The organism is Streptosporangium sp. 'caverna', from assembly GCF_003203775.1.
GTDB lineage: Bacteria > Actinomycetota > Actinomycetes > Streptosporangiales > Streptosporangiaceae > Streptosporangium > Streptosporangium subroseum.
Window position 1 is genome coordinate 6,072,598 of record NZ_CP029711.1, and the last position, 14,419, is coordinate 6,087,016.

The 14,419-nt window shown below is 68.3% G+C and carries 17 protein-coding genes; 8 read left to right on the plus strand and 9 right to left on the minus strand.

All coding sequences use genetic code 11. The annotated features are described in order from the left end of the window. The first annotated feature begins 218 nt into the window (after positions 1-218). The gene (locus tag DKM19_RS26640) at positions 219-1,274 is read left to right on the plus strand and encodes an MsnO8 family LLM class oxidoreductase (RefSeq protein WP_110699175.1); all 1,056 of its coding nucleotides are present in this window, start codon (positions 219-221) and stop codon (positions 1,272-1,274) included. Here DKM19_RS26640 and DKM19_RS26645 read toward each other — a convergent pair. Continuing rightward, positions 1,237-1,650 (minus strand): hypothetical protein, encoded by a 414-nt coding sequence (locus DKM19_RS26645; RefSeq protein WP_162641784.1) that lies wholly within the window; start codon positions 1,648-1,650, stop codon positions 1,237-1,239. The two genes, DKM19_RS26640 and DKM19_RS26645, sit on opposite strands and share 38 nt — an antisense overlap. Before the next feature lie 259 nt (positions 1,651-1,909). On the opposite strand from DKM19_RS26645, the gene DKM19_RS26650 reads away from it, so the two are divergent. Next, a complete protein-coding gene (locus tag DKM19_RS26650) occupies positions 1,910-2,326 on the plus strand; it encodes an MFS transporter (protein ID WP_204358242.1) in 417 nt (138 codons plus the stop codon). Between the two features lie 22 nt (positions 2,327-2,348). Here DKM19_RS26650 and DKM19_RS50975 read toward each other — a convergent pair whose 3' ends face one another. Beyond that, complete coding sequence (locus tag DKM19_RS50975; protein WP_204358243.1) at positions 2,349-3,071, minus strand: RNA-guided endonuclease TnpB family protein; 723 nt, start codon at positions 3,069-3,071, stop codon at positions 2,349-2,351. Beyond that, positions 2,960-3,535, minus strand: a complete 576-nt coding sequence (locus DKM19_RS50980) for a helix-turn-helix domain-containing protein (protein ID WP_204358244.1) — start codon at positions 3,533-3,535, stop codon at positions 2,960-2,962. Before DKM19_RS50980 ends, DKM19_RS50975 begins: the two co-directional genes overlap by 112 nt. Positions 3,536-3,837: 302 nt before the next feature. On the opposite strand from DKM19_RS50980, the gene DKM19_RS26660 reads away from it, so the two are divergent. Then, positions 3,838-4,638, plus strand: a complete 801-nt coding sequence (locus DKM19_RS26660) for a cytochrome P450 (protein ID WP_110699182.1) — start codon at positions 3,838-3,840, stop codon at positions 4,636-4,638. Between the two features lie 72 nt (positions 4,639-4,710). Here the strand turns inward: DKM19_RS26660 and DKM19_RS26665 are convergent, their stop codons facing one another. Then, positions 4,711-5,652 (minus strand): DUF5996 family protein, encoded by a 942-nt coding sequence (locus DKM19_RS26665; RefSeq protein WP_110699184.1) that lies wholly within the window; start codon positions 5,650-5,652, stop codon positions 4,711-4,713. Between the two features lie 236 nt (positions 5,653-5,888). Here DKM19_RS26665 and DKM19_RS26670 point away from each other — a divergent pair, with 236 nt between their 5' ends. From DKM19_RS26670 to DKM19_RS26680, 3 genes are all read left to right on the plus strand, one after another. Next, on the plus strand, positions 5,889-6,395 hold the full coding sequence (locus DKM19_RS26670) for an NUDIX domain-containing protein (RefSeq protein WP_162641785.1): 507 nt from the start codon (positions 5,889-5,891) through the stop codon (positions 6,393-6,395). A 233-nt stretch (positions 6,396-6,628) separates the two neighbouring features. Beyond that, positions 6,629-7,135, plus strand: a complete 507-nt coding sequence (locus DKM19_RS26675) for a deaminase (protein ID WP_110699188.1) — start codon at positions 6,629-6,631, stop codon at positions 7,133-7,135. 175 nt (positions 7,136-7,310) lie between these two features. Next, a complete protein-coding gene (locus DKM19_RS26680; RefSeq protein WP_110699190.1) occupies positions 7,311-8,147 on the plus strand; it encodes an aldo/keto reductase in 837 nt (278 codons plus the stop codon). A gap of 164 nt (positions 8,148-8,311) precedes the next feature. On the opposite strand, the gene DKM19_RS26685 is transcribed toward DKM19_RS26680, so the two are convergent. Continuing rightward, positions 8,312-8,914, minus strand: a complete 603-nt coding sequence (locus tag DKM19_RS26685) for a TetR/AcrR family transcriptional regulator (protein WP_110699192.1) — start codon at positions 8,912-8,914, stop codon at positions 8,312-8,314. A gap of 91 nt (positions 8,915-9,005) precedes the next feature. On the opposite strand from DKM19_RS26685, the gene DKM19_RS26690 reads away from it, so the two are divergent. Further along, entirely contained in the window at positions 9,006-9,920 is a 915-nt protein-coding gene (locus DKM19_RS26690; RefSeq protein ID WP_204358245.1) for an alpha/beta fold hydrolase, read from the plus strand. Positions 9,921-10,065: 145 nt separating this feature from the next. Here DKM19_RS26690 and DKM19_RS26695 read toward each other — a convergent pair whose 3' ends face one another. From DKM19_RS26695 to DKM19_RS26705, 4 genes are all read right to left on the minus strand, one after another. Continuing rightward, positions 10,066-10,827, minus strand: coding sequence for an isocitrate lyase/phosphoenolpyruvate mutase family protein (locus DKM19_RS26695; protein ID WP_110699194.1), 762 nt, complete (start codon positions 10,825-10,827; stop codon positions 10,066-10,068). Positions 10,828-10,896: 69 nt separating this feature from the next. Continuing rightward, entirely contained in the window at positions 10,897-11,901 is a 1,005-nt protein-coding gene (locus tag DKM19_RS26700; RefSeq protein ID WP_110699196.1) for a sigma-70 family RNA polymerase sigma factor, read from the minus strand. An 11-nt stretch (positions 11,902-11,912) separates the two neighbouring features. Then, positions 11,913-12,089 carry a hypothetical protein gene (locus tag DKM19_RS49790; protein WP_162641787.1) on the minus strand — a complete coding sequence of 59 codons (177 nt, stop codon included), beginning with the start codon at positions 12,087-12,089 and terminating at the stop codon, positions 11,913-11,915. Between the two features lie 93 nt (positions 12,090-12,182). Then, a complete protein-coding gene (locus DKM19_RS26705; RefSeq protein WP_110699198.1) occupies positions 12,183-12,947 on the minus strand; it encodes a DUF899 domain-containing protein in 765 nt (254 codons plus the stop codon). Positions 12,948-13,295: 348 nt separating this feature from the next. On the opposite strand from DKM19_RS26705, the gene DKM19_RS26715 reads away from it, so the two are divergent. Then, a complete protein-coding gene (locus DKM19_RS26715; protein WP_110699200.1) occupies positions 13,296-14,231 on the plus strand; it encodes a DMT family transporter in 936 nt (311 codons plus the stop codon). Positions 14,232-14,419 lie beyond the last annotated feature (188 nt).

Consider the following 14,419-nt stretch of genomic DNA (forward strand, 5'->3'; position numbering starts at 1 on the left):
CGCAAGATGCCCGTCCCGCCGTGGAGAGCCGCTACTGATCTTGGTGCTGTGGCCGCAGGAAAGGCAAGGACCCGCGCGTTCCGACACGCGACCCGCCGGTCTCCGGCACGCGGCCTGTGATCGATCCGACGACCGCCACCGCCCGGCGCGTCGAGCCGTGACGGATCAATGCCCGGCCGCCGCGGGAATCCCCGGCGGGCACGCGTGTTGATGTGAGGGTGAACGCAGCACTGCAGGCGACGCGGCTGTCGGTCCTGGACCGCTCCCTCATCCGCCAGGGTCAAGATCACAGCCAGGCGCTACGCGACACCGTACGGTTCGCGCGGGAGGCCGAGTCCCTCGGCTATCACCGGTTCTGGGTGTCGGAGCACCACGGCGTGCCGGGGGTGGCGGGCTCGGCGCCGACGGTGCTGGCCGCCGCCGTCGCCGCCGCGACCTCGCACATCAGGGTCGGCACCGGCGGGGTGATGCTCCCCAACCATCAGCCGCTGGTCGTCGCCGAGCAGTTCGGAGTCCTCGAATCGCTCTATCCAGGCCGCATCGACATGGGCCTGGGCCGGTCGGTCGGCTTCACCGGTGGCATACGGCGCGCGCTCGGCCACGACAGGCGCGACGCGGAGGAGTTCGGCGCCCAGCTGGACGAGTTGCTCGGCTACTTCACCGGCGGTCAGAAGGTGTATCCGGGCGTGCACGCCTTCCCGGCCGAGGGGCTTCGGGTGCCCGTCTACGTGCTGGCCACGGGCGCCGGGGCGGACGTGGCCGCCGAGCACGGGCTACCGCTGGTGATTGCGGCGGTGGGCGGCGAGGAGCGAATGCTCCAGGCGATCGACCGTTACCGCGGGCACTTCCGGCCTTCGGTCTGGTCGCCTCGGCCGTACGTCATCGTCTCGGCCGCGGTGGCGGTCGCCGAGACCACCGAGCTGGCCGGTCGGCTGCAGATGCCCGAGGCCTGGTCGATCGTCCACTCCCGCACCCGCGGCTCCTTCCCGCCGCTGGCCCCGGCCGGGGAGATCCTCTCCTCGACCATGACCGCCAGGGAACGCGCTCTCTTCGAGGAGGCCTGGAAGGGACAGATCCACGGCACCGAGGACGAGGTCGAGGCCGCGCTGGGGTCCCTGGTCGAGCGCAGCGGCGCCGAGGAGGTGCTGATCACCATGAACACCTTCGACCAGGACGAGCGGCTCGACTCCTACCGTCGCCTGGCCCGCCTGGCCCATCCCGCCGGATACCCCGCGGTCACCGCTCCGGCGGCTGCGCGGGCGGCAACTCCGTAGACGAGGACTCTGCAGACGGCGGCTCGGGCTGAAGCTCGCCGAACGGCTCGGGCTGGAACTCGTCGAACTCGGCCTCGTCGAAGGACTCGTGCCGCTCAGACGGGTTGGCCAGGTCGATCAGGTGCCGCACCGGGGCGCTGTCGAAGAACGCCGTGAAAACACCGACCACCCCCTCCCCCAGGGGACGGAACGCCTCCATCGCCGTATGCGCCTGCGCGCCGACTTCCTGCAGCAGTTCCTCGAAAACATGAGGCATGGGCGGTGTCGGCAGCGTGAGCCGTGCCTTCGGCGGAGTTTTTTCAGGTGGTGCCCAGCGCATGGAGTCGTCACTCATGGCGAGCCATTCATCGACGACTCCGTCGATGGCGTCGAGCACGTGATCGGGATCGCTTGACATAGCGGCTCCCCCCGGTGGCTGAGTCCGATACAGACGACGTTACCGCGTCTCGTTCCGAGGAGGGATGGGAGCCCCGGACGGAAAACCCCGGGCGGACGCCACCGATGTGGCCGGTGAGAGCGGCGGTGCGGATGAAAACAGGGGTGACCCGTGCGCGGATGGGCCGACCATGCCCGGCGATCGCCGCAGCCGCTGAAAACGAATATGAATCTCGCCCGGGATAGGCGATAGTCGGCCGGTGACACAGACGGGGAAACCGGAGCGCGAGGCCGCGTCTCCGCTACGGCGAGACCGCAACTTCAACGTCTTCTGGGTCGCCCAGATACTTTCCGTCACCGGCGACTCGTTCGCGTACATCGCCATTCCCCTGCTGGTGCTGCACGTGACCGGGTCGGTCACCCAGATGGGTCTGCTGACCGGTGTGGCCGGTGCCGCGTCGGTCTTCGCCGGGATCTTCGCCGGGATCCTGGTGGACCGCCTTGACCGGCGGACCCTGCTGATCTGCTGCGACCTCGCCCGGATGGTGCTGTACGGGCTCATCCCACTGGCCTGGGCGTTCGGCCCGCAGATCTGGCTGCTGTACGTGGTGCTGCCGATCAGTGAGGCCGTCGGGACGGTCTTCCAGGTCACCTACTTGACACCCTCCTCTGCTTGAAAGCAGGGGATTCCAACGGCGACTATCCCCCATGAAGAAGGAGGTCGCGTTGAGGTTCGCGGTTCACCGGCCCGCCCAACAGCAAGCCTCCCCGCGCAGCCACCGCATGCCCCACGGCGGTATCTCGAACATTCTTCGCCGCATTAACGTCAGCATGATCCCGATGCCGGCAGGCCACCCACAGGAAAAGAGCTTGGCTCTCGCGACTCTCCCTGGCCATATGCCCACAAGCATTACAAGTCTGCGACGTATACCGCGGATCGATCATCCGAACCCGATCCGGAGCCTTGTCCTGCACCCGGGCCACCAACCGACCCCAGCCGTTGGCGAGAATGCCCCGATTCAACCCCGCCTTCTGCCGCACATTCGTCCCCGGCGCCTCAACGGTGCCCTTCGCCGACCGGGTCATGTTCGAGATCTTCAGGTCCTCGACCGCGATTACATCGAAGCGGCGGGCCAGATCGGTGCTGGTCTTCTCCACCCAGTCCTTACGCCGATCACCCTCCCGCGCCCTCAACCTCGCGATCGCGACCTTGACCGTGGCGCGCCGTTTCGATCCGCGCTGGGCCCGGGCCAGGCGGCGCCGCAACCGCAACAGCCGCTTCTCTTCAGCCTGGCTCAGGCCAGGCACGCTCAGCAGCTCACCGGTGGACAGCGCGGCCGACACGGTGACGCCCCGGTCCACGCCGACGGCCGCACCGGTCCCTGGAGCGGGGATCGGCTGGGGGACGATGGCGAACGCCACATGCCAGCATCCCGGGTGATCCGGAAGGACTTGGCGTCCTCGACGGGGCGCGACCAGCGAAACCGCACCCACCCCACCTTCGGGATCTTCACCTCGCCCACCTTGCGGGAGACGCGGCGCACATCGCCGGGCTTGACCGCGACGATCCGGAACCCTTCGCTTCGGCCGCGCCGTCGCCAGGTCGGTCTGCGGTGGGTTTTGCCGTAGAAGTTCGCCATGGCCTGGTGGAAGTCCTTCAGCGCCTGCTGCTGGACGATGATCGATCCAGCGGCAAGCCACGTGCAGGCGGCGCGCGCCTCAGTGAGCTGACGGCACTGCTCGGCAAACCCCGGCGCCGACGCGCGGCCGCGCTGCCAGTGGGCGTGCTGTTCTACGGCCAGGTTCCACACATATCGGGCATGTCCGCAGTGTTCCAGCAACGCCGCCTCTTGAGCGGGCGAGGGCTGCAGCCGGTAGCGCGACACACCGAGCAACCTACAGACCCCCACCGACAAAAACCGGAGACCACCATGCCCGCCGACCGTTCCGCGTTTCCTCCCCGCCCTGAGGGACGGGGCCTCCACGCTGCAGGTACTCGGTGAGTGGCGACCGACGCTCCGGCAGGTGACGGCCGAGCGTACGACGCCCCGCGAGAGGAGACGTCGGCCACCCCGGCGGATCATGCGGCTCAGGAGGGTGAGCCGCCGCCTCGTCATCTGGGAGAGCCCGCCAAGGCGTGGGAACGCTTCGGCCGGCGCCGAAGTGTCCGGCCCCTAGCGTTCTGGTCATGACTTCCGATTCACCGGTCGTGAGCCGCCACGCCGAGGTGCGCGCCGTGCTGGCCGACCCCCTGTTCACCGTCGATCCCGTACCCCGCCCGCCGTTCGCGCTGACCGTGGCGTGGCTGCGCGGCGCGGTCGGCCGCTTCGCCGAGGGTGCCGTGCACGACAGGCGCCGGGCCGCGGGCGTGGCGGTGTTGGCCCGGCTGGACCCGGACGCACTGCGCGCCGAGGCGTTCCGGCTCGCGTCGGAGGACCCCGAGTCCTCAGAGTTGGTTCCGGTGCGGGTGCTGGCCGTCGCGCTGGGGATCCGGGCCGAAGACGGGCCGCGGGCCGTGGAGGCCGTCGCGACGATCGCCCCGGCCTACCTGCCTGGACCGGGCGAAGTGGATACCGAGGCGGCCGACGAGGGCCTGGTACGGCTCTCGCATCTGCTGGGCGATCCGGATCCGGAGCGCCTGGCCGTACTGGCGGGGCTGCTCGCCCAGGCGTACGGCGCGACGGCCGGGCTGGTCCGCGGCGCGCTGGCCGCCGAGCCGGTGCCGTGCACGGTGGAGGAGTTACTGGCCGAGACGCTGCGCTTCGACCCTCCGGTCCGGGTGCTGCGCCGTACGGCGGCCGGGGAGGGGAGGGCCGTGGTCCTCGACGTGGCGGCAGCCAACCGGGATCCGGAGGTGTTCGCCGATCCGGACCGCTTCCAGCCGGGGCGCGAGCCGCAGCATCTGACGTTCGGGGCGGGTCCGCGGAGCTGCCCGGCTCAGCGGATCGCGCTGGCACTGGCAGCCGGGGCGGTCGAGGCGGCCCGATGACGTCCGTACAGGGGCACCGGGCCGTGGACGGGATCGAGCCTCCTGGCACGAGCGCGATCCGGGGCGGGGCCGTCAGGTCCTGGCGCTCAGCTGCGGATCGGTGATCCCACCGGGGCAGGCCAGTCCGGCGATGTCCCAGCCGGCGTGCCGGGCGCCGGCCTGGTAGGCGCTCTCGTAGAAGGCGAGTACGGCGGCGCGCGGGTCGGGTTCGGACCGGGCGTCGTCGTAGCGGAGCACGGCCAGGTGGTTTCCTCGTTGTGCGATCCACTGCGCGGCCTCCGGCAGCAGGGGCTCGCTGTCCAGCCCTTCGGGCTCGGGAGCGGTGTAGGAGTAGAAGGCCGGCTCACCGAAGGCGTCGTCGCCGAACCAGAACCCGGAGCTGATCACCTCCCGGGAGTAGGCCTCCCTGGTCACGGGGTCGACCGCGGGCGGCTGGTCGACCTGACGCTCGGAGAACCGGGTGCAGGCGATGTCAAAGGTGTGCCAGAAGTGGTGCACCGGACTGACCTTGCCCGAATAACCGGCCGCGAACTCCTCCAGCACCAGGTTCACCTGGCTGAGGACCTGCCAGTAGCGGGTGACCCTGGCGGGATCGTAGGCGGCGTGCTCGGTGTCCTCGGCGAACGGCCGTCCGGAGTCGGGCAGATCATACGGCCGGGGTATGTCCATGTTCACCCGCACGCCCAGGGCTCCCAACGCCCACAGGACACCCCGGTAGAAGGACGCCACCGACTGACCGTGGAGCGGAAACGACACCGCCTGGCCGTCCGCCGTGGTGACGATCAGTTGGTGACCGATGAAGTCGAAGTCGATCGCGAAGATCAGATTGCTGTCCGCCTGTCCCATGGGGCGAGTGGTGAGACCTCGCCCGGTGAGATGGAACGGCACGTTCCACCAGTGGTTACGCCGGACCCCCGCGGCGAGCCGGATCTTTCCTACCACCTGGCAGAACCGGTGCAGCGTGGCCTTGGTGTCCTGCCACTCGGCCAGCGGTATCGCGGGAAACAGCTCCATGACAGCAGCGTTCCCTCACCGTTCACATCGAAGACCTGGTCAGACCCACGTAAAAAAGATCTTCATACGATCATGCCGAGATCATGGATGGAGATCGGCGCTCTCTGTCCTGGCTCGCTGAAACTGAAACGGATCAGCTGAAGCAGATCAGCGAACCCGACGTGTCGGCTCAGGTGATCCGATGCGGCTCAGGCACCATGATGCGGGAAGCCTCCACGGCAGTAAGGGGAAGCGGTATGCCGATCTCTACTTACCTGCGGTGGTTGCGGAATCACGTCGGTCGCGATCTGGTGCTGATGCCCGGGGTGACCGGAATCGTCACCGATCAGGAGGGGCGCGTTCTGCTGGTCGAAGACATCAGCACCGGCTGGTGGGCTCTGCCCGGAGGGGCGATCGATCCAGATGAGCGGCCCGCCGACGCCATCGTCCGGGAGATGCGGGAGGAGCTCGGTGTCGAGGTCGAGCCGACAGCCGTGCTGGGCGTGCTCGGAGGGCCGGAACTGACCGTCGAGTATGGCAACGGTGACCGCGTCCAGTACGTGACCACGGTTTTCGCCTGCCGGGTCATCAGCGGTGAGCTGATGGCCGACGGAGAGGAACTGGCGCAGTTCCGCTTCGCCGCTCCCGAAGAGCAGGCCGAGATGCTCGTGGCACCCTGGGTACGGCACGCCCTAACCGTGATCAATCCAGGCGCCTCCGAGGCGTGGTTCGATCCACCCGCCTCTTCCACCGTGGTGGCGTAGGCCTCGTGGACGATATCCATAGGCATGCGCAGATCCGATCGAGGCCAAGCCGCCTTGGCGAGGAAGCATTCGCTGGGGCGAACGACTCGTCTCTTCAGCCGCGTGAGGGCTCCGTCTCATCGTCATCAGCACGGATTCGTGACCAGTGCTGGCGCGGCGCGAAGCCTTCCCGCCGCAGCCCACCCTGTGAATCCAGCCGATCACAGCACCGGTGAGCCTTTTAGAATCGGCGTATGACGCCTGACAAGCTGGTCGGTCTTGCCATCGATGTCGCCGAAGAAGGGTTGGTCGCGGGCGAGTTGCCGATCGGCGCCGTGGTCGTCATGGGAGATGTCGTCGTCGGCCGCTCCCATACGCAGGAAAAGGGCCAAGGGCGGCGTATCGCGCACGCCGAGCTCTTGACGATGGAGGAGGCGGATCGACGACTCGGCTGGGAACCTCGTTCCGCGCCGCTGCGACTGGCCGTCAATCTTGAGCCCTGCCTCATGTGTCTCGGTGCGGCGATGGCGCTCGGCGTCTCGGAGATCTACTACGGCCTTGAATCGCCCGGCGACGGGGCCGCAGGTCTGCCCGCGCTCTGGCAGCCGACCACCCCGGACATGCCCTTCTCGCATCCTCCGAAGCTGATCGGCGGCCTCCGGCGAACACAGTGCCGCGCCCAGTTTGCCCGTTACGCCGATACAGCGCGGGAGTCCGGGTTCCAGCGGTGGGCTCGCACCTTGGCTGATCTGCCGGAGTGACGATGACACCCGCGCCACCGCGCACCTCACCCGGGCCCGGCAGGGGATGAGCTACTTCCTCTCCCCAACTTCGCGCCAGAAGCAGGGGGGCGGGAAACCGGGAAATCCGAGTAATGATCTTTGGGCAAAAAAGCTGTTATCGTGACCGGCTTCGAGCGAGGGGCGAAACAGACACATGACATCGAGCACATTCCGCATCGGGGGCGAGCGCAGCGTACGGCGGCTCGGGTTCGGGGCCATGCGCCTGCCGACCGAGCCCGGACCGGGTCGGGAAGCGTCCATCGCGGTGGCCCGACGCGCCGTCGACCTGGGCGTCACACTGATCGACACCGCGCACCTGTACGGGTGGGGTGCCAACGAGGAGCTCCTCGCCGAGGCGCTGTATCCCTATCCCGACGACCTGCTCATCGCGACAAAGGTCGGGGTCGCGCCACCGAACCCCCCGCACGACGCGGAGATCTGCGGTCGGCCGGACTTCCTGCGGGATCAGGTCGAGCAGGGCCTGCGCCGGCTTCGGGTCGAACGGCTCGAGTTGCTCCAACTGCATCGCATCGATCCGAAGGTGCCGCTCGCCGACCAGCTGGGGGCGCTGCGCGAACTCCAGGTCGAGGGCAAAATCGGCCATCTCGGGCTGTCCGAGGTCACCGTCGCCGAGCTTGAGGAGGCGCGGCAGATCATCGACGTCGTGAGCGTGCAGAACCGCTACAGCATGCTCGATCGCGAGCACGAGGCCGTGCTCGACGCCTGTGCCGCGGCGGGGATCGCCTTCCTGCCCTGGCGGCCCGTCTACCCCGCGGTATCGGAGGCGACGGCCGAGATCGCCGCCGTGGCGGCCGAGCTCGGCGCCACCGCGGCGCAGGTCTCGCTCGCGTGGCTGCTCGACCGTTCGCCGGTCGTGCTGCCGATTCCAGGCACCGGCACGATCGCCCATCTGGAAGAGAACGTCGCCGCGGCGAGTCTGCGGCTGAGCGGCGATCAGTGGCGACGGCTCGATCGGCTCCAGCCGCGATGAACCATTCGGGGAATCGATGTTGAGCACGCCGCCAGAGCCCGGCTGATCGCGGCCCTCGACGAGGTTGCGCGGCCACAACAAGGTTCGTTGTGCTGGGCTCGTGCGTGGTTCTGGGCGAGGCGGTAGGGGTCGGTGCCGGTTTCGATGATGGTGCCGTGAGCAGATCAGGGCAGACCGATCCCGTCCAGACGGTGGCGTATCACGGCCATCGCATCGGCGACGCTCCGCTGCCCCAGCAGCACGCCGGTGCCCAGCCCGGCCGACATGGCAAGGAGGGCGGCGGCCTCCAGGCGTGGGTCGGTGCCCTCCGGTATGTCCCCGGACCGCTGTGCCCGCCGTACCTGCTCGGCGAGGAACTCCTCCAGCGCGTCGGGCGCGGCCATGAAGGGCTGCTCCCTCAGGTCGGCGTCGGTGACGGCCAGCACCGCGTACGAGGTGTAGACGAGATGGAGGACTCGGCTCTCCTCGTCGGTGGGCAGGGCCTGCGCCAGGACGGTCTCGATCACCTCACGCGGTCGCGGACCGGTGCCGAGCGTGTCAAGCCTCTCCTTGACCCGCAGGGCCAGCCGCTCGGCCAGGTGCCGCAGCGCGAACAGCATCAGCTGTTCCTTTGTCTCGAAGTAGTGCTGCACGAGGTGCAGTGAGACGCCGGCCTCGGCGGCGACCGCCCGCATCGTGGCGGCGTGCAAGCCGTGCCTGCCTGCGACCCGCAGCAGCGCCTCGGTGATCTCGCGGCGTCGTCTATCGCGGTCATCCCTGCGGACCATGGATCCTCACCTGTCGACACGCGTTCCCATATTTGGTACAAGTGTATAGGGTACAAATGTACCATTTTGATGAGCGACGTGAGGCGGGCTCATGACGGACGGCGGCACGCGCAAGCAGATCGGGCACTTCATCAGCGACGGACCCCGAAAGAAGTTCCTGGAGGCCTACGAGCAGGCGATGTCGCTGTGGCCCCGGCCGTACGACCGATTCGACGTCGAGACCGCATTCGGCACCACCCGCGTCTACCGGTACGGCACCGCGCAGGCGGAGCCGATCGTCCTGCTGCACGGGCACGGCGCCAACGCGTCCAACTGGTACCTGCAGATCGCCGCCCTCGGGCAGAGACATTCCGTCTACGCGATCGACACGATCGATGACCCCGGCGGCAGCGTGCAGCAGGCTCCGGTGACCGGCTCCCGGGACGCCGCCGCCTGGCTCGACGAGGTTCTCGCCGGTCTCGGGCTGGAGCGGGTCCACCTGGTCGGGATGTCGTACGGCGGATGGCTCGCCCTCAACCAGGGCATCTACGGCCCAGCCCGGCTGGCCACGCTCACCCTGCTCGACCCCGGCGGCCTGGAGAAGGTGCCGCTGAAGTTCATGGCCAACATGGCCGTGAGCGCACTCGCCATGGCCGCCCCGCGACGGTGGCGGCCGGCCCTGGCCCGGCTGCTGGCCAGCCACGCTCTGACCGAGCGTCCCGAGATCATGAAGCCAGTCATGATCGGCGCCCGTTCGTTCCGTCCCAATCGCGGTCCGGCGCGCCCCTTCACCGACGACGAACTGCGGCGTGTCACCGTGCCCGTGCAGCTGATCCTGGGAGGCCGCAGCACTTTCGTGCGGCCCGCCCGTGCCCTCGCCCGCGCCACGGAACTACTCCCCGTCGCCCATGCCGAGATCGTGCCGGGTGTGGGCCACGCCGTACCGCTGGAACGGCCCGGCCTCGTCAACGAGCGCATCCTTACTCTGGCCGAGAAGGCGGCCGTCTCCGATGCGGATGGCGGGTGAGCGACCCCGTCACCGTGTCGTCGCGATCCCGGGCCGCTACCGATTCACCACAGGAGATCGACTCCATGGAGCTCGGCGCCCACGCCTGGTGGTTTCAGGGATTCTCCACTCTTCGCCGAAAGCCGACAAGCCCTGTTCGTGATGGTCAGGTCAGCAGTTCCTGAACGGTGGTTTTCAGATCGGCCATGGCTGCGCGGTAGAAGCGGGGCCCGTAGGACACTCGCGCCACGCCCAGTTCCCGGAGCGTGGCCAGGTCCAGGTGTTCACCGGTGTTGCCGTTGACCGGGCCGGGCAGTTCGGTGACAAGGGTGGCGATGTCGCGCTTGTGGCGCACGCCGATCGGGTAGACGCAGTCGGCGCCGGCGTCCAGGTAGAGCCGGCCCCGTCGTGTCGCTTCCGCCATCCGATCCGTTTCAGGTATCCCGCCGGCAGGTAGGAAGGCGTCGACGCGGGCGTTGATGACGATCGGGACTCCGGCATCGTCTGCGGCGGAGCGGACGTCCGCGAGCCATTGGGCGTGCGCACCGGCCTCGACCAGGCCGCCCGCCCGATGGTCGGTGTCCTCCAGGTTGCAGCCGACCGCGCCGATGTCCAGCAACCGGTCCACCAGTTCACGCGGCCGCATGCCGTATCCCGCCTCGGCATCCACCGTGACCGGGACCGACACCGCCCGGGCGACCCGCCCGGCCGCGGCGAACATCTCCTGCCACGGCGCGCCCTCACCGTCGGGATAACCGAGCATCGCCGAGATGGCCGCGCTGGCAGTGGCGACCACGGGAAACCCCGCTTCGGCCACGATCGTCGCACTGGCCGCGTCCCACGCGTTGGGCAGCACGAGCATCTCTCCGCCGTGTAGCTCGCGAAGCCTTTCGGCGCGCGCCTTCAGATCCGTCACGTCAGCGGTCATCGATATCCTCCAGGTCAAACGTCATAGGGGTGGTATGCAGATCAGCGGGCATTTTCGGCGAACGCCTGTTCACCCGGTGGCATCGGCCGTCGGCGGAAGTCCGCACAGCGGGAACAGATCGGCGTCGAGGAACGCGACGATCCGCGCGATGCCCGTGGTGGTGACGGTCAGGACCTGAAGCGCGTGCGGCCGGTGGACGCCATCATGGTCGCGCGCGTAGGACCCGAACGCGGGCTGCCCGTTGATGCTTGCCGAGACCATCCGATAGTCGCCGGCGGCCACGATTCTGGCGGCGAGGAACCGTCCGACCGCCTCCCGGCCGGCGTACCAGGTCGGGATAGGCGGCATCTCCCACATCGCGTCGTCGGTCAGCACCCCCATCAGGGCGGCGATGTCCGCGTTCTCGAAGGCGGCGGCGTATCGGTCGAGCAGCGCCCGCAGGTCCGGGTCGGCCGGTTCGGCGATCCCGTCCTCGGTGGGCGCGATCTGGCTGAGTTGCGCCCGTGCGCGTTGCAGGGCGCTGTTGACGGCAGCGGTTGTGGTTCCGAGCAGGTCGGCGACCTCGACCGCCCGCCAGGCCAGAACGTCGCGCAGGATCAGCACGGCGCGCTGGCGTCCGGGCAGGTGCTGCAACGCGGCGATGAACGCCAATCGCATGGTCTGCCGCGCCTCGACGACGACGGCCGGATCGACGCCGAACAGCGTGTCGGGAGCGGGTTGCAGCCACGACACCTCCGGCAGTCGCGGGCCCGGCGGGTCGCCCGGGTCGTCGCTCGGGCCGCCCAGTCCGGAGGGCAACGGCCGGTGGCTCTTGCCCTCCAGAGCCTTCAGGCACGCCCGGGTCGCGATCCGGTACAGCCAGGTACGCAGCGAGGAACGCTCCTCGAAACCGCCGTAGCCGCGCCACGCCCGCAGGTAGATCTCCTGGACCAGGTCCTCGGCGTCGTGGATCGAGCCGAGCATCCGGTAGCAGTACGCCAGCAACTCCCGCCGGTACGGCTCGCTCAGCCGGGCGAACTCCTCGTCCGGCCTGGTGGCGGGCGGGTCCGTCCGTCGCTGTGCGGTACGCGTCATCGTCTCTCCACTCATCCCATCGGCCACATCATGACGACCATCGCCGCGGCCATGAGCGCGTGGGCCAGATGGGAGATCCGATCGGTGACGCCCGGTCTCGCGCCATCGGAGCCGGATCGTAGGCCGCGGAACAGGAACCACCCGCCGGCGCCCGCGAACACCAGGACGAGCGTCCACCTCAGCGGCATGGACTCAATCATTATCATCCGATGACTCCCGTGATTCGAGACAGAGCGGCGACGCCTCGATTCGGAGGCTCCGCCCGACCGGCCGTCAACGGCTCAGTGGTGGGCGCAGTGAGAAGGGCCCGCTTCGCTGCCGTACGTGTCGTGGTAGGGCCATTGGTTGACGTAGCGCGGGCGGAGCATGGGGGTCAGGTCGAGAAACTGGTAGGTACCCATCATGAACTCGGTGCCCCGCCCGTACGTCGTGTAGGTGTGGAAGACGGTGTCCTCGTCGCGGACGAAGACGCTCAGCGCCTGTCCGTCGCCGTTCACCACGAACGCGGTTTTCATGCTGCGCTCCAAGGTCGCCTTGTCCTTGTAGTTGAACTCGACGGGCGCGACGGACTCGTCGTTGGTGACGTGGAAGTCATAGTTGAACGCGCTCCCGGCCGAGGAGTACCACGGGATGGTCCAGCCCATCCGCGCCTGAAAACTCTCGATCTCCGCCAGTGGCGCACGGGAAACGAGCACCAATGTGGTGTCACTGGCGTGCAGATGCTCCAGGCGGCCCACGCTGTCGATGGTGAACGAGCAGCTCGGACAACCCTCGTCCAAGCTCTGAGTTCCACGTGCCCTGGCTGCCGAGTTGTTCCACATGAAGTGATAGACGATGAGCTGGCGGCGGCCCTCGAACAGGTCGACGAGGCGTGCCTTACCCGTCGGACCTTCGAAGACATACTCCTCCTCCATTCTGACCATCGGCAGTTCTCGGCGCTGTGCGGTGACCGCGTCCTGCGCCCGCATGACCTCCTTCTCCCGCTCGAGCAGCTCAAGCCGGGCTGCCAGCCACTCGTCGCGCGACCCTATCCGCGGGGATGCCATCGCCTTCTCCTTCTGCTCGGACGACCTACTCAGACGACGCGGACGGCACCGAAGTCCGATCCGCGCCGTTCGTGGTCTACCTGTACAGAGGCGGCCGGCCTCGAAAACTCATCGGACCCGGCTCCGATGTGACGCTCCTCACAGCGTGGAAGGACTCAACCGCCGTGAGCAAATGCTCATCTCTGTTCGCCGCGGCCCGGTTCGGCGAAGCTCACTCTGGCGTCGACCTGTGGCTCGGCGAGAATACGAAGGTCGAGGGCGTCAATTCCCTTTGGTTCGTATGCCCGCTCGGGTCTGATCTTTCGATTCGCCGTTCTCCTAAATTACGGGGTGGCCGACGATGGGGTCATGCCGTCCACCGGCCCTCGTGCCGTTCTCTCCGCGGCGCCTCCATGGACCTATTTCATCGGGAGCGCCGTCTTCCACTACCTTGGCCCCGCTTTCGCCGTGCTCCTGTTTGCCAGGCTCGCCCCGCTCGGGGTCGCGGCACTGAGGATCTGGAGTGCCGCACTCGTTTTCGCGCTCTGGCGTCGCCCCTGGCGGATCCTCGCCCGGCTCGACATCGAGGGCCGTCGTACGATCATCGTCTGGGGCGCGGTGCTCGCGGCCATGAACGTCTGTTTCTACCTGGCGATCGCCCGCGTGCCCCTGGCCACCGTCGCCGCGATCGAGTTTTTGCCGGTCATCGTGCTGGCCGCGCTCGGCGCCCGCACGGCACGCAACCTCGCCGCACTCCTGGCAGCCGTCGGCGGTGTCTACGTGCTGACCGGCATCCGGCTGGCCGGAGAACCGCTGGGGCTGGTGTTCGCCTTCGCCAACGCGGTGCTGTTCACCGTCTACATCGTGCTGGCCCACCGTACGGCTCGGCGTCTGCGCGGCATCAGCGGCATCGAGGGACTGGCCGCCGCCATGCTCGTCGCCTGTGTGTTCGTCACGCCGATGGGCATTTGGCAGGCCGCTCCCGCGGTGATCGAGCCGGTCACGCTCGTCGCCGGAATCGGGGTGGGGATCTGTTCGTCGGTGATCCCGTACGTGTGCGATCAACTCGCCATGGCACGCATGGCCCGTTCCACGTACGCGCTGCTGGTGGCACTACTCCCCGCCACGGCAACGGTGATCGGCATCGTGGTGCTCCGGCAGTTCCCCTCATTCGCCGAGCTCGCCGGGGTCGGGCTCGTGGTGCTCTCCGTCGCTCTCCACCGCGAGCTTCAGGCTCCTCCAGCCAAGAGGTGGTTCGGGGGTACGACTTTCGCTCAAGACCGGACAGCGCGACCTGCGCGTTGACAGGATGAATCGCGATCCGCTTTCCGGTGAACCCGTCGGATCAGGTTCGACGGCCGCGGACCGGTCCTCTGGCGTCGTAGTCCAGCCGAGCCTGCTCGACCTTGCCCAGATTGATCGACCACCCGGCGAGTGATGCGAACAGCGGCGCCAGGCTTCGCCCCAGTTCGCTGATCTCGTCTGCTCCTGCT

What these genes read in the sequence shown, in the direction of transcription:
- DKM19_RS26660 (WP_110699182.1), top strand. Translation starts at nt 3,838, where the DNA reads ATGACTTCCGATTCACCGGTCGTGAGCCGCCACGCCGAGGTGCGCGCC.
- DKM19_RS26665 (WP_110699184.1), bottom strand. Translation starts at nt 5,652, where the DNA reads ATGGAGCTGTTTCCCGCGATACCGCTGGCCGAGTGGCAGGACACCAAG.
- DKM19_RS26670 (WP_162641785.1), top strand. Translation starts at nt 5,889, where the DNA reads ATGCCGATCTCTACTTACCTGCGGTGGTTGCGGAATCACGTCGGTCGC.
- DKM19_RS26675 (WP_110699188.1), top strand. Translation starts at nt 6,629, where the DNA reads ATGACGCCTGACAAGCTGGTCGGTCTTGCCATCGATGTCGCCGAAGAA.
- DKM19_RS26680 (WP_110699190.1), top strand. Translation starts at nt 7,311, where the DNA reads ATGACATCGAGCACATTCCGCATCGGGGGCGAGCGCAGCGTACGGCGG.
- DKM19_RS26685 (WP_110699192.1), bottom strand. Translation starts at nt 8,914, where the DNA reads ATGGTCCGCAGGGATGACCGCGATAGACGACGCCGCGAGATCACCGAG.
- DKM19_RS26690 (WP_204358245.1), top strand. Translation starts at nt 9,006, where the DNA reads ATGACGGACGGCGGCACGCGCAAGCAGATCGGGCACTTCATCAGCGAC.
- DKM19_RS26695 (WP_110699194.1), bottom strand. Translation starts at nt 10,827, where the DNA reads ATGACCGCTGACGTGACGGATCTGAAGGCGCGCGCCGAAAGGCTTCGC.
- DKM19_RS26700 (WP_110699196.1), bottom strand. Translation starts at nt 11,901, where the DNA reads ATGACGCGTACCGCACAGCGACGGACGGACCCGCCCGCCACCAGGCCG.
- DKM19_RS49790 (WP_162641787.1), bottom strand. Translation starts at nt 12,089, where the DNA reads ATGCCGCTGAGGTGGACGCTCGTCCTGGTGTTCGCGGGCGCCGGCGGG.
- DKM19_RS26705 (WP_110699198.1), bottom strand. Translation starts at nt 12,947, where the DNA reads ATGGCATCCCCGCGGATAGGGTCGCGCGACGAGTGGCTGGCAGCCCGG.
- DKM19_RS26715 (WP_110699200.1), top strand. Translation starts at nt 13,296, where the DNA reads ATGCCGTCCACCGGCCCTCGTGCCGTTCTCTCCGCGGCGCCTCCATGG.